At 72.5% G+C, this 23,086-nt stretch carries 20 protein-coding genes; 16 read left to right on the forward strand and 4 right to left on the reverse strand.

The window, feature by feature from the left end:
* The first annotated feature begins 235 nt into the window (after positions 1 to 235).
* From OG432_RS20710 to hutI, 3 genes are all read left to right on the forward strand, one after another.
* On the forward strand, positions 236 to 1,426 hold the full coding sequence (locus OG432_RS20710; protein WP_328312448.1) for an allantoate amidohydrolase: 1,191 nt from the start codon (positions 236 to 238) through the stop codon (positions 1,424 to 1,426).
* Positions 1,417 to 2,754, forward strand: a complete 1,338-nt coding sequence (locus OG432_RS20715) for a formimidoylglutamate deiminase (protein WP_328312449.1) — start codon at positions 1,417 to 1,419, stop codon at positions 2,752 to 2,754. The genes OG432_RS20710 and OG432_RS20715 overlap by 10 nt, the downstream gene beginning before the upstream one ends.
* A 117-nt stretch (positions 2,755 to 2,871) precedes the next feature.
* Positions 2,872 to 4,038: an imidazolonepropionase gene (gene hutI / locus OG432_RS20720; RefSeq protein ID WP_328312450.1), complete on the forward strand. Its 1,167-nt coding sequence runs from the start codon at positions 2,872 to 2,874 to the stop codon at positions 4,036 to 4,038.
* 115 nt (positions 4,039 to 4,153) lie between these two features.
* On the opposite strand, the gene OG432_RS20725 is transcribed toward hutI, so the two are convergent.
* On the reverse strand, positions 4,154 to 4,453 hold the full coding sequence (locus tag OG432_RS20725; protein WP_328312451.1) for a hypothetical protein: 300 nt from the start codon (positions 4,451 to 4,453) through the stop codon (positions 4,154 to 4,156).
* A gap of 242 nt (positions 4,454 to 4,695) precedes the next feature.
* Here OG432_RS20725 and OG432_RS20730 point away from each other — a divergent pair, with 242 nt between their 5' ends.
* From OG432_RS20730 to OG432_RS20750, 5 genes are all read left to right on the forward strand, one after another.
* Positions 4,696 to 5,832, forward strand: a complete 1,137-nt coding sequence (locus OG432_RS20730) for a GNAT family N-acetyltransferase (protein WP_328312452.1) — start codon at positions 4,696 to 4,698, stop codon at positions 5,830 to 5,832.
* A gap of 184 nt (positions 5,833 to 6,016) precedes the next feature.
* A complete protein-coding gene (locus OG432_RS20735; protein WP_443058425.1) occupies positions 6,017 to 7,414 on the forward strand; it encodes a glycosyltransferase in 1,398 nt (465 codons plus the stop codon).
* Positions 7,411 to 8,214 carry a polysaccharide deacetylase family protein gene (locus OG432_RS20740; RefSeq protein ID WP_328312453.1) on the forward strand — a complete coding sequence of 268 codons (804 nt, stop codon included), beginning with the start codon at positions 7,411 to 7,413 and terminating at the stop codon, positions 8,212 to 8,214. The genes OG432_RS20735 and OG432_RS20740 overlap by 4 nt, the downstream gene beginning before the upstream one ends.
* A 144-nt stretch (positions 8,215 to 8,358) precedes the next feature.
* The gene (locus OG432_RS20745; protein WP_328312454.1) at positions 8,359 to 10,329 is read left to right on the forward strand and encodes a hypothetical protein; all 1,971 of its coding nucleotides are present in this window, start codon (positions 8,359 to 8,361) and stop codon (positions 10,327 to 10,329) included.
* A gap of 508 nt (positions 10,330 to 10,837) precedes the next feature.
* A complete protein-coding gene (locus tag OG432_RS20750; protein WP_328312455.1) occupies positions 10,838 to 11,221 on the forward strand; it encodes a hypothetical protein in 384 nt (127 codons plus the stop codon).
* A 54-nt stretch (positions 11,222 to 11,275) separates the two neighbouring features.
* Here the strand turns inward: OG432_RS20750 and OG432_RS20755 are convergent, their stop codons facing one another.
* Positions 11,276 to 12,421, reverse strand: coding sequence for a DegT/DnrJ/EryC1/StrS family aminotransferase (locus tag OG432_RS20755; protein WP_328315178.1), 1,146 nt, complete (start codon positions 12,419 to 12,421; stop codon positions 11,276 to 11,278).
* A 140-nt stretch (positions 12,422 to 12,561) separates the two neighbouring features.
* The gene (locus tag OG432_RS20760) at positions 12,562 to 13,464 is read right to left on the reverse strand and encodes an RNA polymerase sigma factor SigF (protein ID WP_328312456.1); all 903 of its coding nucleotides are present in this window, start codon (positions 13,462 to 13,464) and stop codon (positions 12,562 to 12,564) included.
* A gap of 245 nt (positions 13,465 to 13,709) precedes the next feature.
* Here OG432_RS20760 and OG432_RS20765 point away from each other — a divergent pair, with 245 nt between their 5' ends.
* The 6 genes from OG432_RS20765 (at position 13,710) to OG432_RS20790 (ending at position 19,080) form a co-directional block, all read left to right on the forward strand.
* A complete protein-coding gene (locus OG432_RS20765; RefSeq protein ID WP_328312457.1) occupies positions 13,710 to 14,078 on the forward strand; it encodes an STAS domain-containing protein in 369 nt (122 codons plus the stop codon).
* Between the two features lie 64 nt (positions 14,079 to 14,142).
* The gene (locus OG432_RS20770) at positions 14,143 to 14,652 is read left to right on the forward strand and encodes an ATP-binding protein (RefSeq protein ID WP_328312458.1); all 510 of its coding nucleotides are present in this window, start codon (positions 14,143 to 14,145) and stop codon (positions 14,650 to 14,652) included.
* 177 nt (positions 14,653 to 14,829) lie between these two features.
* Positions 14,830 to 15,495, forward strand: coding sequence for a peptidase (locus tag OG432_RS20775; protein WP_328312459.1), 666 nt, complete (start codon positions 14,830 to 14,832; stop codon positions 15,493 to 15,495).
* Positions 15,496 to 15,548: 53 nt separating this feature from the next.
* Entirely contained in the window at positions 15,549 to 16,493 is a 945-nt protein-coding gene (locus tag OG432_RS20780) for a hypothetical protein (RefSeq protein ID WP_328312460.1), read from the forward strand.
* On the forward strand, positions 16,490 to 17,668 hold the full coding sequence (locus OG432_RS20785; protein WP_443058426.1) for a hypothetical protein: 1,179 nt from the start codon (positions 16,490 to 16,492) through the stop codon (positions 17,666 to 17,668). The genes OG432_RS20780 and OG432_RS20785 overlap by 4 nt, the downstream gene beginning before the upstream one ends.
* A gap of 14 nt (positions 17,669 to 17,682) precedes the next feature.
* Complete coding sequence (locus OG432_RS20790) at positions 17,683 to 19,080, forward strand: hypothetical protein (protein WP_328315180.1); 1,398 nt, start codon at positions 17,683 to 17,685, stop codon at positions 19,078 to 19,080.
* 70 nt (positions 19,081 to 19,150) lie between these two features.
* On the opposite strand, the gene OG432_RS20795 is transcribed toward OG432_RS20790, so the two are convergent.
* Positions 19,151 to 20,647, reverse strand: a complete 1,497-nt coding sequence (locus OG432_RS20795; protein ID WP_328312461.1) for a peptide MFS transporter — start codon at positions 20,645 to 20,647, stop codon at positions 19,151 to 19,153.
* Between the two features lie 469 nt (positions 20,648 to 21,116).
* Here OG432_RS20795 and OG432_RS20800 point away from each other — a divergent pair, with 469 nt between their 5' ends.
* Together OG432_RS20800 and OG432_RS20805 are read left to right on the forward strand one after the other, a co-directional pair.
* The gene (locus tag OG432_RS20800) at positions 21,117 to 21,794 is read left to right on the forward strand and encodes a response regulator transcription factor (RefSeq protein WP_328312462.1); all 678 of its coding nucleotides are present in this window, start codon (positions 21,117 to 21,119) and stop codon (positions 21,792 to 21,794) included.
* A 13-nt stretch (positions 21,795 to 21,807) separates the two neighbouring features.
* Complete coding sequence (locus OG432_RS20805; RefSeq protein ID WP_328312463.1) at positions 21,808 to 23,079, forward strand: ATP-binding protein; 1,272 nt, start codon at positions 21,808 to 21,810, stop codon at positions 23,077 to 23,079.
* The last annotated feature ends 7 nt before the right edge of the window (positions 23,080 to 23,086 follow it).

Here is a 23,086-nt window from a genome sequence, read left to right on the forward strand (position 1 = left end):
GGGGAACTGCGCGAGCAACCAGCCACGGTCCGCGGCCGAATCCGAGGCCCCTGGGGCTCCGCCCCAGACCCCGTTCGCGCCTGAAGGGCGCTCGTCCTCAAACGCCGGACGGGCTGAAAACGCCGCCGCACTCGACCCCGTCAGGGGCGCGGGGAACTGCGCGAGCAACCCCGTACGGTCCGCAGACGAATCCAAGGCCCCCGAGGACTCGAAGCGCGGAGCCGGCTTTCAGGAGATGTGGCGCGAGCTCGCCCCCATCGGCCGCGACAGCCAAACCCGCGGGTACCGCCGGCACGCCTGGACCGCGGCCGACGCCGACTGCCGGGAGTGGTTCCGGTCGCAGGCCGAGGCCCGCGGGCTCACCTATGAGCTCGACCGCAACGGCAACCAGTGGGCCTGGGCCGGTGACCCGGAGGCCGGCGATGCCGTCGTCACGGGCTCGCACCTGGACTCCGTCCCGGACGGCGGTGCCTTCGACGGCCCCCTCGGCGTCGTCTCGTCCTTCGCCGCGCTCGATGAACTGCGCAGGAGGGGCTCGGAGTTGATCCGGCCCCTCGCCATCACCAACTTCGGTGACGAGGAAGGGGCCCGGTTCGGCCTCGCCTGCGTCGGCTCCCGGCTGACCGCCGGACAGCTCACCGTCGAGGCCGCGCACCGCCTGCGCGACCAGGACGGGGTGAGCCTCCCGCAGGCCATGGAGCGGGCCGGGTACGACCCGGACACCATCGGCCCCGACCCCGAACGCCTGGCCCGCATCGGCGCGTTCGTGGAGCTGCACGTCGAACAGGGCCGCGCCCTCGACCTCAGCGGCGACGCCGTCGGCATCGCCTCCGCCATCTGGCCGCACGGCCGCTGGCGGTTCGACTTCGCGGGCGAGGCGAACCACGCCGGCACCACCCGGCTCGTCGACCGTCGCGACCCGATGCTGACGTACGCCGAGACCGTCCTGGCCGCCCGTCGCGAGGCCGAACTCGCGGGCGCGGTCGCCACGTTCGGCAAGATCTCCTGCGAGCCCAACGGCGTCAACGCCATCCCGTCGATGGTGCGCGGCTGGCTCGACTCGCGCGCCGCCGACCAGTCCACCCTGGACACGGTCGTCGCCGCGATCGAGCGGGCCGCCAAGGAGCGCGCCGACCGCGACGGCGTGGACCTCACCGTCGTACGGGAGTCGTTCACGCCCGTGGTGGAGTTCGAGCACGCGCTGCGGGACGAGATCGCCAAGATTCTCGGCGGCGGCGCCCCGGTCCTGGGAACGGGCGCCGGACACGACGCGGGGATCCTGTCCGGCTCGGTCCCGACCGCCATGCTGTTCGTACGCAACCCGACCGGCGTCTCGCACTCGCCGGCCGAGCACGCCGGCGAGGACGACTGCGTCGCCGGGGTGCTCGCACTCGCCGACGTACTGGAGGGCCTCGCGTGCAGGTGACGTACTGGCTGGAACACGCCTGGCTCGACCCCGGGGTCGAACCGGGCGTGGTCGTGGAGGTCGCCGACGACGGGCGGATCTCCGCGGTCCGCAGGGGAGTCGAGGTCTCCCCGCCCGGCGCCGTCGTGCTGCGCGGCTTCACCGTGCCCGGCCTCGCGAACGCCCACTCGCACGCCTTCCACCGCGCGCTGCGCTCCACCGTGCAGGTCGGCTCGGGCACGTTCTGGACCTGGCGCGAGACCATGTACCAGGTCGCGTCCCGGCTCACCCCGGACTCCTACCATGCGCTCGCCCGCGCGGTGTACGCGGAGATGGCGCTCGCCGGGATCACCGCCGTCGGCGAGTTCCACTATCTGCACCACGCGCCGGGCGGCACACCGTACGACGACCCCAACGCGATGGGCGAGGCGCTGATCGCCGCGGCCGCCGACGCGGGCATCCGCATCACCCTGCTCGACACCGCCTACCTCTCCTCCGGCTTCGGGGCCGCCCCCAACCGGCACCAGCTGCGGTTCAGCGACGGCACCGCCGACGCGTGGGCCGAGCGCTGCTCGGCGCTCAAGGAGCGGACCCACGCGCGGATCGGCGCGGCCATCCACTCCGTGCGGGCCGTCCCCGCAGGGGAGTTGGGCACGGTCGCCCAGTGGGCTGGTGAGCGTCGCGCCCCGCTCCACGTCCACCTCTCCGAGCAGACCGCGGAGAACGACGCCTGCCTCGACGCGTACGGGATGACGCCCACGCGGCTGCTCTCCGAGCACGGGGTCCTCGGCGCGCGGACCACGGGCGTGCACAACACCCACCTCACCGACGGGGACATCGCGCTCCTCGGCTCCACCGCCACCGGCACCTGCATGTGCCCCACCACGGAACGCGACCTCGCCGACGGCATCGGTCCCGCGCTCGCCCTCCAGCGGGCCGGATCCCCGCTCTCGCTCGGCAGCGACAGCCACGCCGTGATCGACCTCCTCGAAGAGGCGCGGGCGATGGAGCTCGACGAGCGCCTCCGTACGCGGACGCGTGGCCACTGGACGGCGGCGGCGCTGCTGCGGGCGGCGACGGTCGACGGGCATGCGGCGCTCGGCTGGAGCGAAGCGGGCCGGATCGAGCCGGGCGCGCTCGCCGACTTCGCCACGATCGCGCTGGACTCCGTCCGTACGGCGGGGGCGGTGCCGCGGCTCGCCGCGGAGACGGCGGTGTTCGCGGCGACGGCGTCCGACGTGCGGCACGTCGTGGTCGGCGGCCGCGCGGTCGTACGGGACGGCGTCCACGCCCTGCTCCCCGACGTCCCGGCAGCCCTGTCCGCGGCCGTCGCCGCCCTGAGGACGTAGCCCCGCCCCCAACCCCCAGCACCACCGGACGGGCTGCGATGCCCCGCACTCGCCGCTGTCAAGGGGCGCGGGGAACCGCGCGACCAGCCATCCACGGCCCGCAGCCGAAAGGAACCCATGCGTACCACCCTCGTGCGGAACATCGCCACCCTCGTCACCAACGACCCCGAGAGGGGGGACGGACCCCTCGGGCTCGTCGAGGACGCCGCCCTCGTCATCGAGGGCGAGCGCATCGCCTGGGCCGGCCGCACCGCCGACGCCCCCGCCGCCGACGACGCGGTCGACGCACAGCGCCGAGCCGTCATCCCCGGCTTCGTCGACTCCCACTCCCACCTCGTCTTCGCGGGCGACCGGACGCAGGAGTTCAACGCCCGCATGAGCGGACAGCCGTACAAGGCGGGCGGCATCCGCACCACCGTCGCCGCCACCCGCGCCGCGAGCGACGAGGAGCTGGGCGCCAACGTCGCCCGCTATCTCGCCGAGGCGCTGCGGCAGGGCACCACCACCCAGGAGACCAAGTCCGGATACGGCCTCACCGCCGACGACGAGGCCCGCGCGCTGCGCATCGCCGCCGAGCACACCGACGAGGTCACCTACCTCGGCGCGCACATCGTGGCCCCGGAGTACGCCGACGACCCCGCCGGATACGTAGCCCTGGTGACCGGCGCGATGCTGGACGCCTGCGCCCCGTACGCCCGTTGGGTCGACGTGTTCTGCGAGAAGGGCGCCTTCGACGGGGACCAGGCGCGGGCGATCCTCACCGCGGGCAAGGCCAGGGGGCTGCTGCCGCGCGTGCACGCCAACCAGCTCACCTACGGGCCCGGCGTACAGCTCGCCGTGGAGCTGGAGGCCGCGTCCGCCGACCACTGCACCCACCTCACCGACGCCGACGTCGACGCGCTCGCCAACAGCGCCACCGTCGCGACCCTGCTGCCCGGCGCCGAGTTCTCCACCCGGGCTCAATGGCCGGACGCACGACGGCTGTTGGACGCGGGGGCGACCGTGGCGCTGTCCACGGACTGCAACCCGGGCTCGTCGTTCACGTCCTCGATGCCGTTCTGTATCGCGCTCGCCGTGCGCGACATGAAGATGACCCCGGACGAGGCGCTCTGGTCGGCGACCGCCGGTGGCGCCGCCGCGCTGCGCCGCACCGACATCGGGCGCCTGGCCCCCGGCGCCCGCGCCGACCTGGCGTTCCTCGACGCGCCCTCGCACGTCCACCTCGCCTACCGGCCCGGTGTGCCGCTGGTGAGCGAGGTCTGGCGGGCGGGCCGCAGGGTCTGAGCGGGCCCCGGTCCGCGTTCGGTGGCGCGTCCGGTCGGCGAGGGGCCCGGCCGGTGCCGTGGAAGGGCCGGGCCCCGGCACGGGCGAGGCCCGGGAGGCCGAGGAGGGCCAGGGTTCAGGAGCCGGCGAGGCGCTCGATCTCCGCGGTGTCACCGGCCGCGAGCAGCTTGAGCAGGCGCAGCACCTCGTCCTTGGAGACACCGGAGATCTGGCGCGGGGGCGCGTCCGGGTCGTCCAGGTTCTCCCACAGGAGCCAGATCAGCTCGCCGCTGGGGAAGGCGCTGAGGGACCAGCCGCTCGCGTGGGTGAGGGAGACGTCCGGGTGCTCGTCGTCGGCGTCGGCGAGGCCGTCGAGGATCGTGCGCATCGTCGCGTCGTCCGGCGCCTCGACGGAGGTGCCCGACAGGTCGGTCATGAAGTAGCTCATACCGTGCATTAGCTCACGCGCGTTCCCCCGGCGCGCCTCCGGCCCCGCCCGCCCCGCCGGTTCCGCCGGGTCCGGCCGGTCGGCTGGCCCCAGGAAGGGGCCGAACGACCGGCGGCGTACCCGGCATCACCATGTGGTCACGAACCGCGGGAGGGCACCTACCGTCGGACCACATCGACCGGTACGGTCCGGGGGCATCGGGTGCTCGGCGGGAGACCGGAGGGTCAGGGGTGGGCGGTCCGCGCGGGAGCGGCGGCGGCGCGGGCGCGCCGGGCCGGATACGAGTGGTGCGGCCCGGTGACCTGAGCTCCGGCGACCTCCGGATCTGGCGGGCGCTGCGGGCGGCGTCGCGTGCGCCGGAGAACCCCTTCATGGAGCCGGAGTTCACGCTGGCCGTCGGCCGCGTGCGCTCGTCGGCGCGGGTGGCCGTGGTGCGCGGGGAAGAGGAGGGGAGTGCGCCGGTGGCGTTCTTCCCTTATCAGAAGGGCAGGTTGGGGCAGGGGCGTGCCATCGGGTTCGGGGTCTCGGACTGTCAGGGCCTGGTCGCCGCCCCCGAACCTGCCCTGGACCGCGTGGAGTTGCTGCGCGCGTGCGGAGTGTCGTCCTGGGAGTTCGACAACCTGGAGGCGGGCCAGTCGCTGTTCGTCCCGGACGCGTCCGCCGCGTACACCTCCTTCGTGATCGACGTGGGGGCCGGTTACGAGGCGTACGAGGCCACCCTGCGCCGACGGTCGCCGAAGTTCTTCAAGACCACCACCGCCAAGGAGCGCAGGCTGGGGCGGCGGGCGGGAGAGGTCCGGTTCGTCTTCGACGAACGGGACCCGGCGATGCTCGCCCGGCTCATGGAGTGGAAGTCCGCGCAGTACCGCCGCACCGGGCGGCGCGACCGGTTCGCCCGGGAGTGGATCGGCGCCCTGGTCCGTCAGCTCGCCCACACCCGCGCGCCCGGCTGCTCGGGGGTGCTCTCCGTCCTGTACGCGGGCGACGAGCCGGTCGCCGCGCACTTCGGGCTGCGCTCGCGCACCATGCTGGCCTGCTGGTTCCCCGCGTACGACCCGGAGTTCGCGACGTACTCGCCGGGCCTCGTGCTGCACCTGCGCATGGCGGAGGCCGCGGCGGCCGCGGGCATCGGGACGCTGGACCTCGGGCGGGGCGCGGCCGAGTACAAGGACGCCCTGAAAACCGGCGGGATACCGGTCTACGAGGGGGCCGCCACCCGGTTCGGCGCGGGCGCGGCGCTGCACTGGATCGGCCGCGAGCCCTCGCGCCGGGCGCACGGATTCGTCCGGAGCAGGCCGCGACTGGCGGAGGTGGCACGGCGCGGACTCCGGCAGGCCGGGCGGACGCGCGGCGGCGCCGGACAGTAGCCCCGAGGGAAGACCCGGAGCACGGGAGAACGCAATGTCGGACAGGTCGGCACGCGCATCGCGCACATCGGGAGCGACACGCGTATCGAGCGTATCGGGCGCATCGGGCGCATCGGGCGCACCCAGCACGTCGGACCCGTCGCGCGGTCCGCGGACGGCGGATCTGACGGGTTCGGTGGGTCCGGTGGGTCCGGTGGGTCCGGTGGGTCCGGTGGGGCGGGACGGTGTCGCGTCCGGCATCGGCGTGGGGGAGCTGGACCTCGACGGCCTCGGCGGGGACGTCCTGTCCCTGACCCCCGCGCCGGGCGGGCCGCCGCTCCGCCCCGGCGAGGTGTACGTCCTGGTCAGGCTGCGGGGCCGGCCCGTCGGCACCGTGCTGGGACGGGTCGGCGAGGACGCGGACATGGCGCAGGCCCTCGCGGCGGCGGCCCGCGAACAGCTCGCCGGATTCCTGTCCGGCGCACCACCCGGGCCCGTCCGGGCGCGGGCGGACAAGGAGGCGGCGGGCGGCGGCGCGGTGCGGCCCGGGGCGGACACGGAGGGGCCGGCGTGCGGCGGCGGGAGCGGAGCCGGGGTGCCGCGGGTCAGCGTCGTGGTCGCCACGCGCGAGCGGACCGGCCAACTCGCCCGCGCGCTCGACTCGTTGCTCGGTCAGGACCACCCCGGCCACGAGATCCTCGTCGTCGACAACAACCCCGCCACCGACCGGACCCGCGCCCTCGTCGAACGGCGCTACGCCTCGCACGGCGTGCGCTACGTCGTCGAACCCGTCCCTGGCCTCGCCGCCGCCCGCAACCGGGGCGTGGCCGCCGCGCGCGGCGAGATCCTCGCGTTCACCGACGACGACGTGATCGCCGACCGGCGCTGGCTGACCTCGCTGGTCGCGCCCTTCGCCGACGACCCCCGGCTCGGCTGCGTCACCGGCCTGATCCTGCCCGCCCGCCTCGCCACCCCCGCCCAGATCCTCCTGGAGAGCCACGGCGGCTTCACCAAGGGCTTCGCGCCCCGCCACTTCGACCCGCACCGGCCCCCGCCCGGCGAGCCGCTGTTCCCGTTCACCGCGGGCCGCTTCGGCTCCGGCGCCAACATGGCCTTCCGGGCCGACGCCCTGCGCGCGGTCGGCGGCTTCGACCCGGCCACCGGCACCGGGACCCCGGCGCGGGGCGGCGACGACCTGTACGCCTTCGCCCGCGTCGTCGTCGCCGGCCACCGCCTCCGCTACACCCCCGAGGCCCTGGTGTGGCACCACCACCGCGAAAGCTGGCGGGACCTGGAGGAGCAGGCGTACGGATACGGTGCCGGGCTCACCGCCTACCTCGCCGCGCTCATCGGCCGTCGCCCGGCGCTGGTGCCCGCGCTGCTCGCCCGGGTGCCGCACGGCCTCGCGCACGCGCTCGCCATCAGCGCACACCGCACCGCCGGGGAGCAGGCCGTGCCGGGCGAACACGGCGCCCGCACCCACCCGTGGCCGCGCTCCCTGTCCCGTCTGGAGCGCCGGGGCATGCTGTACGGGCCGCTGGGCTATCTCCGCGCCCGGCGCCTGGTGCGCGGGCACCGGCCGCCGTGGGAGGCGGCCCGATGAGCGCCGACGCGCACCCCGTCCCGGTGCTGCTCTACCACGCGGTGATGGACGACCCGCCCGCCTGGATCGCCGAATTCACCGTCACGCCGCGGCAGTTCGAGGCGCAGCTCGACGCGGTCCGCGACAGCGGACGGACACCCGTGACCATCGGCACGCTCGCCGCCCATTTCGCCGGGCGGGCCCCGCTGCCGCCGAGGCCCGTCGCGCTCACCTTCGACGACGGCTTCGCCGACCTGCCGGGCCCCACCGCCGAGGCCCTGGCGCGACGATCCCTGCCCGCCACCGCCTACCTCACCACCGGCGCGATCGTGCCCGGCGGCGCCAGCCTGCTGCCGCCCGCTCCGATGATGACCCTCGCCCAGGCGAGGGTCCTTGAGGAGTACGGGATGGAGGTCGGCGGCCACACCGTCTCGCACCCCCAGCTCGACACCCTCACGCGGCCCGCGCTGCATCGCGAACTTGCCCTGTCCAAAGCGGTGTTGGAGGACGCCCTCGGTCACCGGGTCGTCCACCTCGCCTATCCCCACGGATACAACAGCCGTGCCGTGCGCCGGGCCGCGCGGGCCGAGGGATACGAGACGGCCGTCGCGGTACGGCACGCGTTCAGTTCGGAGCGCGACGAGGCGTACCGCGTCGCCCGGCTCGTCGTGCGCCGCGGCCACACGGCCGCCGACGTCGAGACGTGGATGCGCGGCGAGGGTGCACGCGTCGCGCCGTACAACGACGCTCCCAGGACGATGGGTTGGCGGTTCTTCCGCCGGGCCGTGGCGGCCGTGAAGGGGCCCGTTTTCGCCGGGTGACGGGAGCGGGGGAGGTGTGCGTGGTAGCCACACGGACGCGAAGGGTGTTCCTATACTTCTGTTTCGCTCAACGGGACAGCCTCGAACAACAGCCAGGGGACGGCGGCGTGACGGCCGCGACCACACTGTGGGGGGAGTCGTACTGTGCGCCAACGTGTGCCCACGCCGGTCCAGGGGAGTGCGCGGCAGCCCCCACGGGACGCGGTGGACGACCGGGCGGCGGACGAGCGGGTGAAGGGCGCCCGTCCGGCGAAGGGCAGACGTCGACGGCTGCCCCCGTCGTGGCCCTCGTCGTCGCGTTCCTCGTCATCGGTGCGCGACATGATGGTCCCTCAAGTGCTGTTCAGCTGGCTGCCGTTGCTCGTCGCCACCGCGCTGTGGGTGTACGCGCTGCCCGGCATCGACTACCGGCACATGGGCGACTGGGGCCTGATCGACAAGCTGCCCGCCGCGTTCTACCTCTCCCTCGCCGTCCTCACCGGCGGATTCGTGGTCAGCCTGCGGCGGGCGGGCACCGCACCCTGGTGGCCCGGCCTCTACAGCGTCGCCCTGCTCTTCGCCCTGAAGGCGCCCACCGCGATCCTCTACAACGCGGTGCGCTACCCCTGGGCGTCCAAGCACGACGCGGTCGTCAACCACCTGCTCGCCAACCAGGAGTTGCGGCCCGGCGTGCCCCTGTCCGGCAACATGGCGGCGTACGACCAGTGGCCGGGTTTCTTCACGCTCAACGCCGGGCTCGTGCGGGCCTTCGGCGTGGACACCGCGGCCTCGTACCTCAACTGGGCGCCGCTCTTCTACGGCGTCGTCCTCATCCCCGTCCTCGTCCTGATCTACCGCACCTTCGCCGAGGACTGGCGGCTGGTGTGGACCGGCGTGTGGATCTTCGAGGTCGCCAACTGGGTCGGGCAGGACTACTTCTCGCCCCAGGGCATGGCACTGATCCTGCACCTGGCCGTGCTCGCCGTGGTGTTCCGGCACTTCGTGCGCCCCGGAGCCGCGGGGGCGCTGCGCTCGCGGGCCAACCTCGACCCGGCGGCGGCCGGTGTACCGCCGCCGACCACCGGGCGTCAGCGCGCCGTGTGCGTGGCGATCCTGGCCCCGCTGATCGCCGCCATCAACTTCACCCACCAGCTGACCCCGGTGATGCTGTGCGTCGCCCTCGTCGCCCTCAACCTGACCCGGCGCCACCGCAACCCCGGGCTGCTCGCCGTGACCGCCCTGATCATGCTGATCTGGGACCTCACCATGGGGCGGCCGCTCTTCATGGAGACGCTGGGCTCCCTCAAGGAGTCCGTGGGCAACCTCCTCAACAACTCGCGCGCCGGGTACGCGGGTGAACTCACCGGTCCCGGGCCGGTGTTGCAGGGCCGCGCCGACATCGTCATGGTCCTGGTGGTGGCCGGGCTCGCGGCGACCGCCGTCGTCCTGCGGCGCAAACTGGTCAAGAGCGCGCTGCCGCTCCTTCTGGTGTCCGTGGCGCCGGTTCCGCTGTTCGCCGTCAACGACTACGGCGGCGAAATGCTCTTCCGGGTCTATCTGTTCGGGCTGCCCGGTGCGGCGTTCTTCGCGGCGGCGGCGCTGGTGCCCGCGGCGGCGGGGCAGGGAGAGGGGCGGATCCGCCCCGAGGTGCGCCGACGGGTCGCGGCCGTCGCGCTGCCGGCCGTCCTGGTGCTGCTCGTGGCGGGGTTCGTCCCCGCGTACTACGGCAAGGAGCGGATGTACTACACGCCGCCCGCCGAGACGGCGCTGGTGACCAGGGTGCTCGACGCCGCACCCAAGGGCTCGCTGATCCTCGCCGTCTCCGGGTCCTTCCCGCAGGCGCTGCGCCGCTACGACCAGCTGGAGCACTGGTTCGTGGCCGAGCAGGAGGAGCCGCAGAACGCGATCATGCTGCGGGATCCGGTGGGGTATCTGGATCCGCAGCTTCCGAAGGACGGGCGGCCGGTGTTCTTCATCCTCACGCGGACGCAGGACATCTACTCGGCGGGGGAGGGGCTGCTTCCCGCGGGGGGCTTTCAGGAGCTGAAGAGCAAGCTTGAGGGGTCGGGGAGGTTTCGGGTGATCGATGCGAATGCCTACGGCACGGTGCTCCAATACGCCCCACCCCGCCCATAACCGTGCGGCCCCCTGGGGCTCCGCCCCAGCCCCCGACGCGTTTTCCCACCCACCCGCCCGTGCGGCGAGTTGAGAGGCTCGGCTCCCTGGGGGCTCCGCCCCCAGACCCCCGTTCGCGCCTTAAGGGCGCTCGTCCTCAATCGCCGGACGGGCTGAGGATGCCCATGCTGCCCGGCACCGAGTAGTTAAGGGGCGCGGGGAACTGCGCGAGAAGCGGGCACGGTCCGCACACGAAGGCGGTTTTAGGGGCGCGGGGAACTGCGCGAGAGGCGGGCACGGTCCGCACACGAAAGCGGGTTTCAGGGGCGCGGGGAACTGCGCGGGAAGCGGGCACGGTCCGCACACGAAGGCGGGTTTTGGGGGCGCGGGGAACTGCGCGGGACGGGGGCACGGTCGGCACACGAAAGGGGGTTGAGGGGCGCGGGGAACTGCGTGAGCGGGTCGGTGTGATCCGTGGACGAAATCCGTGGACGAAGAGGACAGCAAGACCCACCCGAGAGGAACCCCCGTGCGCGTCACCCACCCCCACATCCGCCTCACCACCGCCCTCTCCGGCTGGCTGGCCCTCGCCGCCACCCAGCTCCCCGCAGGGACCCCGCTGCGATGGATCCCGGTGTTGCTCTTCGTCTCGTTCGGCCCCGGCTTCGCGTTGCTCCATCCGCAGCCGGCCCCCCTGCGCCCCGGAGCCCGCATGGAGGCGCTCGCGCTCGCCGCGCCGCTCAGCCTGTCGTTCGGGGCGCTCGTGTCGACCTGTCTGTTTCTCGTGCACGGGTTCTCGGCGACCGCCCTCCTCGTCTGTCTGGCCGGCTTCTCGACCCTCGCCTGCGCCTTCCCCGGACTGCCCCTGCCCGCGGCCACCCCGGGCGCCGCCGAACGGGCGAGGCGGGACTGAGGCCGGGTGAGGGTCTTCTCGGGCGGACGCCGGTCCGCCCCGGATCCGGCCGTGTCAGACACCGGCGGGGCCGCCCCTCGCGGGCCGGATGCCCGCCGCGCGCAGCACCTCGATGGTGCGTCCGGCCTTCAACGGGTCGGCGGGCAGGGCGTGTCGGGCGAACCAGCGGGCGGCCTCGGGTGCGGGCGACGGATCGGTGAAGGCCGCGCCCGCGTAGTCGTCGAGCGGCGGGGCGTACAGATGGCCGACCGTGATCCGCTCCCGTGCGAGCGCCGCGCGGGCCGCGTCGCGGTCCTCGACGAGCAGCGGCACCCGGAACAGTGGCTGGACGGGGCCCGGTTTCGGCCGGGCCCACTCGGTGGCGAGCAGCGTGCGGGTGCCCGCGCGGTGGGCGTCCAGGACGGCGTCGAGGCCGCCCAGCTTCCGTTCGATGCGGGCGAGCCGGCCGCGGCCGGGGGTCGCCCGGTAGTCGTGCAGGTCGACCCGGGCCCAGGAGTGGAAGGCCGACAGGGCGGGCGCGGCCGCGAGGGCGCGGCTCAGCTCGTCGGGGCGCAGCGGCATCCGGATGTCGTCGCGTTCCTGGCGTCCGAGCAGGCGCAGGGCCGCCCGCGCGGCGGGGGCCAGGCGCAGACCGCGTACGGCGGCCTCCGCGTACGGGCGCGCCCGGTAGGCGAGTTCGGCGCGGGTGCGGCGGGGGGCCAGGAGTTCGTCCCTGGTCTTGGCGAGGGCCTCGCGCAGACCGGGGTCGGCGATCGTGAGGAAGCCGCCCGCCTTGGCCGCGGTGTGTTTGGAGAGGCTGAAGACGGAGGCCTGGCCGAAGGTGCCGACGGCGCGCCCGGCGCTCTCGCTGCCGATGGCGTGGGCCGCGTCCTCGATGAGAGGGATGGCCAACCGGGCGCACCGCGCGGCCAGTTCGGGTGCGGGGTCGGGGTTGCCGTACAGGTTGGTGGTGAGGACGGCGCTCAGCCGCGGCCAGAGCGCGTCCGGCACGGCGGACACGTCGAGAGTGCCGTCGTGCGGATCGAGCGGCGCCTGCACCGGGCGCAGGCCTGCCGCGAGGACCACGAAGAAGATGACGTCGTCGTTGACGGGCGACATCAGGATGCGGCCGCCGGGCGGGCACCAGTGCCGGAGCGCCACGTACAGGCCGAGCCGGCACGACGGCACGTAGAGGCACGCGCGCCCGAGCCGTCGGCGCATCGGTCCTTCGAGCTCTTCGTACGCCATGAAGTCCCCCCGGCCCTCGCCGTCGCGGCCCAATGTGGCCCGGTGCGGCCGCCGCGTCAACAACGCGGAAGAGCCCGTTCCTCGACGGAACGGGCCCTTCGGACGGCTGTACGTCACTCTTCGACGGTCAGCCCCTTGCGGAGCTTGCGCAGGGTGCGCGAGAGCAGCCGGGAGACGTGCATCTGCGAGATGCCGAGCTCCTCGCCGATCTCGGACTGCGTCATGTTGGCGACGAAGCGCAGCGAAAGGATCTTCCGGTCCCGCGCGGGAAGCGAGGCGATCATCGGCTTCAGCGACTCGACGTACTCGACGCCTTCGAGGTCGTGGTCCTCGTAGCCGATGCGGTCGCTCAGGGCGCCTTCGGAGTCGTCCTCCTCGGGCTGTGCGTCCAGCGAGCTCGCGGTGTACGCGTTGCTCGCCGCCATGCCTTCGACGACTTCTTCCTTGGTGATGCCCAGGCGTTCGGCGAGCTCGCCCACCGTGGCCGAGCGGTCAAGCTGCTGGGCGAGTTCGTCGCCCGCCTTGGCGAGGTCCAGACGGAGTTCCTGGAGCCGGCGCGGAACCCGCACGGACCAGGAGGTGTCGCGGAAGAAGCGCTTGATCTCACCGACGATGGTCGGCATGGCGAAGGTGGGGAACTCGACGCCGCGGTCGAACTCGAAGCGGTCGATCGCCTTGATCAGGCCGATGGTGCCGACCTGGATGATGTCTTCCATCGGTTCGCTGCGGGAGCGGAAGCGCGATGCGGCGAACTTGACCAGGGCAAGGTTCAGTTCGACCAGGGTGTTGCGTACGTACGCGTGCTCCTGCGTGCCCTCTTCGAGCGCGTCGAGGCGGGCGAAGAGCGTCTTGGACAGGGCCCGCGCGTCGACGGGGCCGACGTCGGCGAAGGACGGGATCTCGGGAAGTCCCTCAAGTCCCTCCGGTGCGTACGGTCGTGCCTGTGGGGGGCGGATGTCCTGCGGTTCCTGCTTGATCGACGTATCCGCTTGCGATTCGTCGAGCCGGGGTGACATGGGTCTCCTCCATCGTTCTCGGCATATGGCTGCCGATGCCCATACGTGTTGTCCGCGGTGTGCGGCGCCTCCGTGGCCGGTCGTGTTGAATAACTGTCGCTACTACCCCTACCCGCTTTGAGTGGGCTCTCGCAAGGCTTCTTTATCCTCATATGTCCGCTTTGCGGGGTTGTTTGGCTTTCAGATGTCGCAGGGAAGGCGTAGTGTTCTTGAGAAGTTACGACGAATCGGCGAAGAGGGACGGCATGGACCGCGGCACGGTCGGCAGCACGAATCGGGGCCGGCTCCGGGTCGGAGTCCGTACCGAAGGCGGCACTGAGGTCCTGACTCCGGCGGGTGAGCTGGATCACCACACGGCGGAGCTGCTCAGGGAACCCCTGGAGGCGGCCATCGCCCAGGGGCGCATCAGGCTGGTCGTCGATTGCTCACAACTGGAGTTCTGCGACTCCACCGGACTGAACGTGCTGCTCGGCGCCCGCCTCAAGGCGGAGGAGCTGGGGGGTGCGGTTCACCTGGTGGCGATGCAGCCGGTGGTTGCGAGAGTTTTTGAGATCACAGGGGCGGAGGCGGTCTTCACCGTGCATGATTCGCTCGATACCGCTCTGCGTGACTGACCCCGATTCGTCCGGGCAGGAGAGCAAATCCAAGACATTGGCGAATCGGTGAGGTGAAGCGCTGATGAGCACCACCCGGGAGCAAGCTCCGGGCGACCGTGGGCCAGAGCCCCATGGGGCCCGGCCCGGCGCCGTGCCGTCGGAATCCGACGGTGCGGACTCCGTTACGTCCGCGCGCGTGCTCGCGCTCACTGGGGCGAGCGGAATCGTCCCCATGGCACGGGACTTCACCAGGCAGGCCCTCTACGACTGGGGCTGGCTTCCGGCGGCGACGGCCGAGGGCCGCGCCGCCGCCGAAGACGTCCTGCTCGTGGTCTCCGAGCTCGTGACCAACGCGTGCCTGCACGCGGAGGGGCCCGAGGGGCTGAAGGTGTCGCGCACCGGGAAGGTCCTGCGTCTTGAGGTCAGTGACCTCGGCTCGGGCCAGCCGGCGCCCCGCACCCCGCACCGCGCGGGCCGGCCGGGAGGACACGGCATGTTCATCGTGGAGCGGCTGTGCCTGGACTGGGGCGTGGTGCGCACGCCCGGCGTCACCGGCAAGACGGTCTGGGCGGAACTCGCGGCACCCGCGTAACTCCCGTTGACGGTTACCGGCGGTTCGGCCCCGCCGGTGCACTGGCATGTCCACACCTCGATCCGCTCTGTTCTTTGTCTTCCCTCGACAAGGCCCCCGGCGTACCTTGACGCCCTATCTGATGCGCCGTCAGGAACGTGGCGCCCTCCGGCAGGACCGGCATAAGGGGAATTCGAGGTGTCGTACCCGAAGCGAACAGCTCTCGCGCTGGCGACGGCGGCAGCGGGCTCGGTGGTGCTGATCGCCGCCCCGGCGGCCCAGGCATCCGTCATCGACGTCAACTACAACTGCAAGACGCCGATCGGTGCCAAGAGCGCCGTGTCGCCCATCGACATCAAGGCGGTGCCGAGCGGCACTTCCTACAAAGTCACCATGTCCTTCCAGAAAGGCGTCTCGTCGAGCCCGGTCGCCCTGGGCGCCGGCGCGATGAACCCGAGCGCCACGATCACGCTCGGCGGCGCCGACAAGGGCACGGTCGCCGTCACGGGACCCGCCAACTCCGCGGAGATCCCCGCCAACTCGCCCATCAAAATAAGCGACTTGTCGGGCACCTACGTCCCGAAGGCCAACGGCAAGGTCACGCTCACCGCGGGCGTCCTCACCATCAAGGCGCTCGGCACCGTCACGACCTGCACCGCGAGCAACAGCCCCGGCCCCTCCCTCGAACTCGACGTCACCGGGGCGAGTGGCTCGACCGGCGGCTCGACCGGCGCGGCCCCCGCGGCGCTGCCCAAGACCGGCCCCCTCGACTCGGCCGTCGCGCTCGGCACCCTCGGCGGCACGGTCGTCCTGGTCGGCGCCGGCGGAGTGCTCTGGCTGACCCGGCGCGACCAGCGGGCCTGACCCCTCGATCCAGCGCCCCGCAAGGGGACCCCCTCGCACCCGAGGAGCCGCCGATGCGTCCGATCCGCCCGGCCCTGCCGGCCCTGGTCCTGCTGCTGTGCGCGTGCGCCGCGCCCACCGCGCAGGCCGCACCGCCGGCGAGCGGGGAGTGGACCGCCGCGCCCGCATCCGGCGGCGGGACCCGACCGAGCGCCGACGGGAGGCCCTACTTCTACCTGGAGGGCGCCCCCGGCACCGTCCTGGAGGACACGGTCTCGCTGAGCAACCCGTCCGGCGCCCCGCTCACCCTGAGCCTGCGCGGCGCCGCCGCCTACAACACCGCCGACGGATCGATCGCCGTGCGCGCGACCCCCGATCCGTGGATCACGCCCGCCGCGCCCGACGTGAGCATCCCGCCGCACACCCGCGCCGACGTGCCGTTCTCGGTCACCGTCCCGGCGGGCGCGCAGCCGGGCGACCACCCCGCGGCGCTCGTCGCCGCGGCGGGCGGACGCGCTGTGGGGATCCGCCTCCACGTGCGGGTGGCGGGACCGACGCTGAGCGCGCTCACCGTCGAGTCCGTACGCGTCGACAAGGACCGCCGCCTCATCCGGTACGCCCTGGTCAACCGGGGCAACATCGCCCTCACCCCGAGCCTCGCGGTGCGCGCCGACGGCATGTTCGGCCGCGCGCTGCGCCGCGCCGCCCGGCCGTTGCCGGTCGAACTCCTGCCGGGCCGGCGCGTCGAGCTGACCGAACCCTGGCCGCATCCGCCCGCCCTCGACCACGTCGACGTCCGCCTCGACGTCACCGCCGAAGGAGGCGCCCACGCGAGCGCCGCGGCCGACGTCTCCTTCGTGCCGTGGGGCGCCGTCGCCGGAGCGGGCCTCGTGCTGCTCGGTGGCGCGGCCACCGCCGCGCGGCTCGCCGTGCGCCGACGCCGGGCGGTCGGAGCTGCCGGGACGGAAGAACCACCCGTGGAGGAACGCGAGTTGGCGCAGACAGGAGCTCTTCAGTGAAGCCACGCCCGAGGGACGGAGCTCTCGTTCCGCCGTTCTCCCTCCTCGCCCTCCGCGCCCTCCTCGGTCTCTGCGCCCTCTTCGGCCTGGCGATCCTGCCGGCGGCCGCACCCTCGTACGCCGACGACGCCAAGCCGGCGGTCACGCTGTCCACGGCCGAGGCCGCCAAGGGCGCCGACGTCACCGTCACCGGCAGCGGCTGGCGGCCCGGCGCGCTGCTCATGCTCCTCGTCTGCGGGCAGTCCGACCCTGCCCGGGGCGTCATCGGCGGCACCAACTCCTGCTCCAACGCGGACGGTCAGGCCGTCACCACCGACGCCAAGGGCTCCTTCACCAAGGCGCTCCCGGCGGCCCCGCCGCCCAAGCCGTGCCCCTGCGTCGTCCATGTCGCCACCGTTCAGGGCGAACCCGCCCTGGTGGACACCGAGTTGAAGATCACGGGGCATCCGGTGGCGCCGCTGCCCGACCAAAGCGGCGACGGCAGGCTCGCGGTGCTCGCCGAGCCGCGCCTCGACGGCAGCAGCTCCCTGCTGACCTGGTTCGGCGCGCCGCCCGCGCGCACCCTGGTCTTCACCGTCGGCAACCTGGGCTCGGCGCCCGTCAAGGACCCCGTATTCCAACTCGGCACCTCCCACGGCGTGTTCGCGCCGCAGTGGGAGGACCGCCAGTGGAAGGGCACCATCGCGCCCGGCCGGAAAGCCGAGATCAAGCTGGACTTCGAGCTGTCTGCGGGCGCCCACGGCGACTACCAGGTCTCGCTCCGGTACGCGAAGAAGCTGCTCGCCACGGAGCCCTGGGGGGTGGACCGTCCCTGGGGCGTCACCGTCTTCTGGATCCTGCTCTGTCTGGTGGTGCCCGCCGCCGTCTTCCGTATCGGCATGGCCGTCGTCGACCGGCTGCGCCCGCGCGACCCGCGGCGGGCGCACACGCCCCGGCACCGCGGCATGCGCCTGACCGACGTGACCGTACGCCTGCCCGGGGCCGGCCGGGGGCGCGGCGAACGCATGGCGCCGCCCGCCGGTCCGGATCCGGATGCGGACCCCGGCCGGCGCCCCGGACCGGACGGCGCCGCGCACGGCACCACGGCCCCGCTGCCGTGGTTCACCCCCGACTCCGCACCGTCAGAGAACCCCCCGGGCCGTGCGAACGGCCCCACGACGAAGGGAAATCCGTGACCACGCAACGGAGGATGAGCGCGGCCGGTATCGCGCTGATGCTCGGCGGCGCGGGGATCATGCTCGCCGCAGGTCCCGCACAAGCAGCCGAGGTCTCGTACTCCACCGAGTGCATACCGCCGTCCATCTCCGGCCTGCCGCCGGTCGAGGGGACGACGAAGGTGCAGATCACCGCGCCCGCCACGGCCAAGGTGGGCGACGAGGTGGACGTCGTCTGGAAGTTCACCCAGGCCGCGTCGAACAATCCCAACGTCCTCGACCTCAACAAGGACGTCGTCCAGCCCACCGGCACCCTGAAGGCGGCGGGTGCGCAGACCGCGGACATCGCCATGAAGGGCCCCCGGCAGAACCCGCCCATCCCCAAGAACAGCCCGATGGTCCTCTCGGACATGACAGCCAAGCTGAAGCTGACCAAGGCCGGCGACGTCACCCTGACGCCCGACGCGTACAACATCAACGTCAACCAGATCATGTCGACGGACACCAAGTGCACACCGAAGGAGGCGGTCGGCGTCGGCGCGACGATCAAGGTCACCGACGCGGGCGGCACGAGCGGAGGCACCACCACGGGCGGCTCGACCGGCGCCACGACCTCCGGCGGCACTACCGGGGCGACGACATCGGGCGGCACCACCGGGTCCACGACCTCCGGCGGCACGACCGCTTCGGGCGGCACCACGGGGGCCACCACCTCCGGCGGCACCACGACGTCCGGCGGCAGCAGCGGGGCGACCACCGGCGGCAGCGGAGGCCAGAGCGACTTCCCCGGCAAGGAAGTCGCCGTCACCTTCGCCTGCACCGCGCCGGGCCCGGCCAGCATCCAGGGCAAGGCGACCATCAACGCCAAGAAGAACGGCGGTAGTTACGGCCTCACCGTCACCATGGCCAAGGGCGTCATGAACAGCCCCGCCGACCTTCCGGCGGGCGCGCTCAAGCCGACCATGCAGGTCACCGTCGGCGGCGCCGACAAGGGCTCGGTGACCGTCACGGGCCCCGCCAACCCCGACCCCATCAAGTCGGGCGCCCCGGTGAACCTCACCGACATGACCGGCACCTACAAGCCGGGCGCCTCCGGCAAGTCCACGCTGAGTCCGGGCGACCTGTCCATCGACGTGACCCTGGGCGGCTCCCCGATCCACATCCCGTGCAAGGTGTCCGGCTCGGCACCGGTCTCCCTCGAACTGGACACCGCCGCCCAGCCCGGCGGGGCGGCCGGCGGCAGCGGCTCGGCGGGCGGTGCGGCGGCGGGCGGCTCCAGTGCCTCCGCCGCGGGCTCCGGCGGCCTGGCCCAGACCGGCGCGAGCGGCACCGGCGCCCTGCGCGCGCTCGGCCTGGTCGCGGGCACGGTGATCCTGCTCGGCGGCGCGATCTTCACCTTCACCCCCTGGCGGCGGCTGCGCGGCACGCGCTGACGTCCTGGCAAACGTGAAGGGCCGCCGCACCTCTTCGGTGCGGCGGCCCTTCACAGGCGTACGAAGCGCGTCAGTTGACGCTGCCCATCAGCCGCTTGACCTTGTTGCGGTACATCCAGATGCCGATGCCCGCCACGACCGCCACGATCGCCTCGACGGTGACCGCGCCGACCGTGTTCAGGTTGACGTTGAGCTGCGGCGAGGTGAGCAGACCGGCCAGCGAGTCACCGGCGGTGACCGCGAGGAACCAGACGCCCATCATCTGCGAGCTGTACTTCGCCGGAGCCATCTTCGTGGTGACGGAGAGGCCGACCGGGGACAGGCACAGCTCGCCGACGGTCTGGACGAAGTAGATGGCCACCAGCCACATCGGGCTGACCCGGCCGCCGTTGTTGGCGGTGTCGACCAGCGGGATGAGGAAGACGACGAAGGAGATGCCGATCAGCGCGAGGCTGGAGGCGAACTTCACCGCCGTGCTCGGCTCCTTGCCGCGCTTGTTCAGCCACAGCCAGCCCGAGGCCACGAGCGGGGCCAGCGCCATGATGAACACCGGGTTCAGCGACTGGTACCAGGACGTCGGGAAGTGGAAGCCGAGCAGGTCGTTGGTGGTCGAGTTCTCGCCGAAGATCGACAGCGTCGAGCCGTTCTGGTCGTAGATCATCCAGAAGACGGCGGCGACCACGAAGAACCAGACGTAACCCGAGAGCTTGGACTGCTCGACCTCGCTGAGGTCCTTGTCGCGCTTCATGCGGGCCAGCACGGCGATCGGGATGATCAGACCGGCGATGGTGATCGGCATCATCGCCCAGTCGGCGAAGTTCCCCGTCACGGCGAGACCGATGTAGAGGGCCGCGGCGATGATCAGCCAGATCAGACCCTTGCGGAGCACGGACCGCTTCTCCTGCTGCGTCACGGGCTGCGACACGATGTCGCTCTCCGCGCTCAGGTGGCGGGAGCCGAGCATGAACTGGGCCAGGCCCAGTGCCATGCCGATCGCGGCGAGGGTGAAGCCGAAGTGCCAGTTGACCTTCTCGCCGACGGTGCCGATGCTCAGCGGGGCGAGGAAGGCACCCATGTTGATGCCGATGTAGAAGAGCGTGAAGCCACCGTCACGGCGCGGGTCCTCGGGACCCTTGTAGAGGTGCCCGACCATCGTCGAGATGTTGGCCTTCAGGAGGCCGGAGCCGAGCGCGACGAGCACGAGACCCGCGAAGAACGAGGGCGTGGAGGGCACCGCCAGCGTGATGTGGCCGAGGATGACGATGCCGGCGCCGATCGCGACCGTCTTGCGCGGACCCCAGAAGCGGTCCGCGATCCAGCCGCCGGGCATGGCGAGGAGGTAGACCATCGCCATGTAGACGGAGTAGATCGCGGTGGCGGTGGTGGGGTTCATGTGAAGGCCACCGGGCGCGATCAAGTACAGCGGGAGCAGGGCCTTCATGCCGTAGAAGCTGTACCGCTCCCACATCTCGGTCATGAACAGAGTGGCCAGGCCGCGGGGGTGGCCGAAGAAGGTCTTCTCGGTGCCAGTGGTACTGGCGGAGTCCTTCGTCAGGCTGGACGCCATGGTCGATCCTTGCTTGCTCGGGACGCGCGCTTCGTGAGCGTTGAATCGCGCCCGGTGGGGGAAGGCCGGCACCGGCATGGCGGCTGTCCCCCCGACGCCTTCGGGGTCCGGCTCCGTGGGGGAGGCCGGTAAGGACAGACCACACCGGGATCCACGCCCCGTGCGCTGGTTCGCGCTGGGGCCCGGCCCGTAGGTCATTCACTGAACTCAAGACTGGCAAAGCCGGCCCTGTGCAGAAAAGAGAACCTTGGCGCGCCAAGCAGGCCAAAGGTTCACGAGTAGTGCTATAGGCGTCGGGACACCATACGTCACGAGACTGCGGCATATGGAAGGACTTGAGAGATGGATCACAGGCTCTCCTGGAACCGCTCACCCTAATTCGAAGGTGTTAAACAAGATCGCGCCACAGACCCGCAGGGCGGGTGGATCACCTGACGGATTGCCGTCGCCGCGGACTACCATCACCCCCATGACCCGTGTACTGCTCGCCGAGGACGACGCGTCCATCTCGGAGCCACTGGCCCGCGCCCTGCGCAGGGAGGGTTACGAGGTCGAAGTCCGCGAGGACGGCCCGACCGCCCTCGACGCCGGACTGCAGGGGGGCGCCGACCTGGTCGTGCTCGACCTGGGGCTTCCCGGCATGGACGGCCTCGAAGTCGCCCGGAGGCTGCGCTCCGAAGGCCACACCGTGCCCATCCTTGTGCTCACCGCCCGCGCCGACGAGGTCGACACCGTGGTCGGCCTCGACGCCGGCGCCGACGACTACGTGACCAAGCCCTTCCGCCTCGCCGAACTCCTCGCGCGGGTCCGGGCCCTGCTGCGGCGCGGGGCCAGCGAGCCGGTGCCCCAGCCCGCCACGCACGGTGTGCGGATCGACGTCGAGTCGCACCGCGCCTGGATGGGCGACGAGGAGCTCCAGCTCACCGCCAAGGAGTTCGACCTGCTCCGGGTCCTGGTGCGGGACGCCGGCCGGGTCGTCACCCGCGACCAGCTGATGCGCGAGGTCTGGGACACCACCTGGTGGTCCTCGACCAAGACGCTCGACATGCACATCTCGTGGCTGCGCAAGAAGCTCGGCGACGACGCGGCCAACCCGCGCTACATCGCGACCGTCCGCGGAGTCGGCTTCCGCTTCGAGAAGAGCTAGAGCACCCGGGCCCATGCGCCGTCGACTGATCAACTCCACACTCGCGGTCGTACTCGTGGTGATCGCGGTCTTCGGCGTCTCCCTCGTCATCGTCGAGACACGGACCATCAGCAGCAGCGCCCAGGAGAGCGTCAACTCCGAGGCGGTGCGGCTGGTCTCCGTCGTCGACAGCCGCACCCTGGCGAAGGAGTCGGTCAACGCGCAGGTGCTGGCCGAACAGATCGACCCCAAGCGGTACGCCCGCATCGCGATCCCGGGCCGCCCGGTGATCGAGCTCGGCAAGAAGCCCGAGGGCACCGTCATCAAGGGCACCGCCACCGGGGAGCGCGGCGAGTCCGTCCTGGTCGAGGAGCCCCGCTCCACGGTCACCAAGGAGGTCGGGCGCACCCTGCTGATCATCGGCGCGGTGGCCCTGCTCGCCATCGTCTCCGCGGTGCTCCTCGCCGTGCGCCAGGCCAACAAGCTGGCATCCCCGCTCACCGACCTCGCCGAGACCGCCGAACGGCTCGGCTCGGGCGACCCGCGCCCGCGGCACAAGCGGTACGGGGTGCCCGAGCTCGACCGGGTCGCCGATGTGCTCGACTCGTCGGCCGACCGGATCGGCCGGATGCTCACCGCGGAGCGCCGGCTCGCGGCGGACGCCTCGCACCAGCTGCGGACGCCGCTGACCGCGCTCTCCATGCGCCTGGAGGAGATCGCCCTCACCGACGACCTCGACACGGTCAAGGAAGAGGCCATGATCGCGCTCACCCAGGTCGAGCGGCTCACCGACGTGGTGGAGCGCCTGCTCACCAACAGCCGTGATCCGCGCACCGGTTCGGCCGTGGTCTTCTCGCTCGACGAGGTCGTCAAGCAGCAGTTGGAGGAGTGGCGCTCGGCCTATCGCAGCGCGGGCCGCGCCATCGTGCGCTCCGGCAAGACCGGTCTCAAGGCGGTCGGCACCCCGGGTGCGGTCGCCCAGGTGCTCGCCGCGCTGATCGAGAACTCCCTGATGCACGGCGGCGGCACGGTCGCGGTGCGCACCCGCGTCACCGGCAACCAGGCCGTGGTCGAGGTCACCGACGAGGGTCCCGGGGTGCCGCCCGACCTCGGCGCGCGGATCTTCGAGCGGACCATCAGCGGCCGCAACTCCACGGGGATCGGGCTCGCCGTGGCCCGCGACCTCGCGGAGGCCGACGGCGGGCGGCTCGAAATGCTCCAGCAGCAGCCGGCGGTGTTCGCGCTCTTCCTGAGCCGGGAGGCGCGGGGGCGGCGGGAGCCGCAGGACACCACGACGATCCGCTGAGGGCCGA

It is taken from the genome of Streptomyces sp. NBC_00442, from assembly GCF_036014195.1.
Classification (GTDB): domain Bacteria; phylum Actinomycetota; class Actinomycetes; order Streptomycetales; family Streptomycetaceae; genus Streptomyces.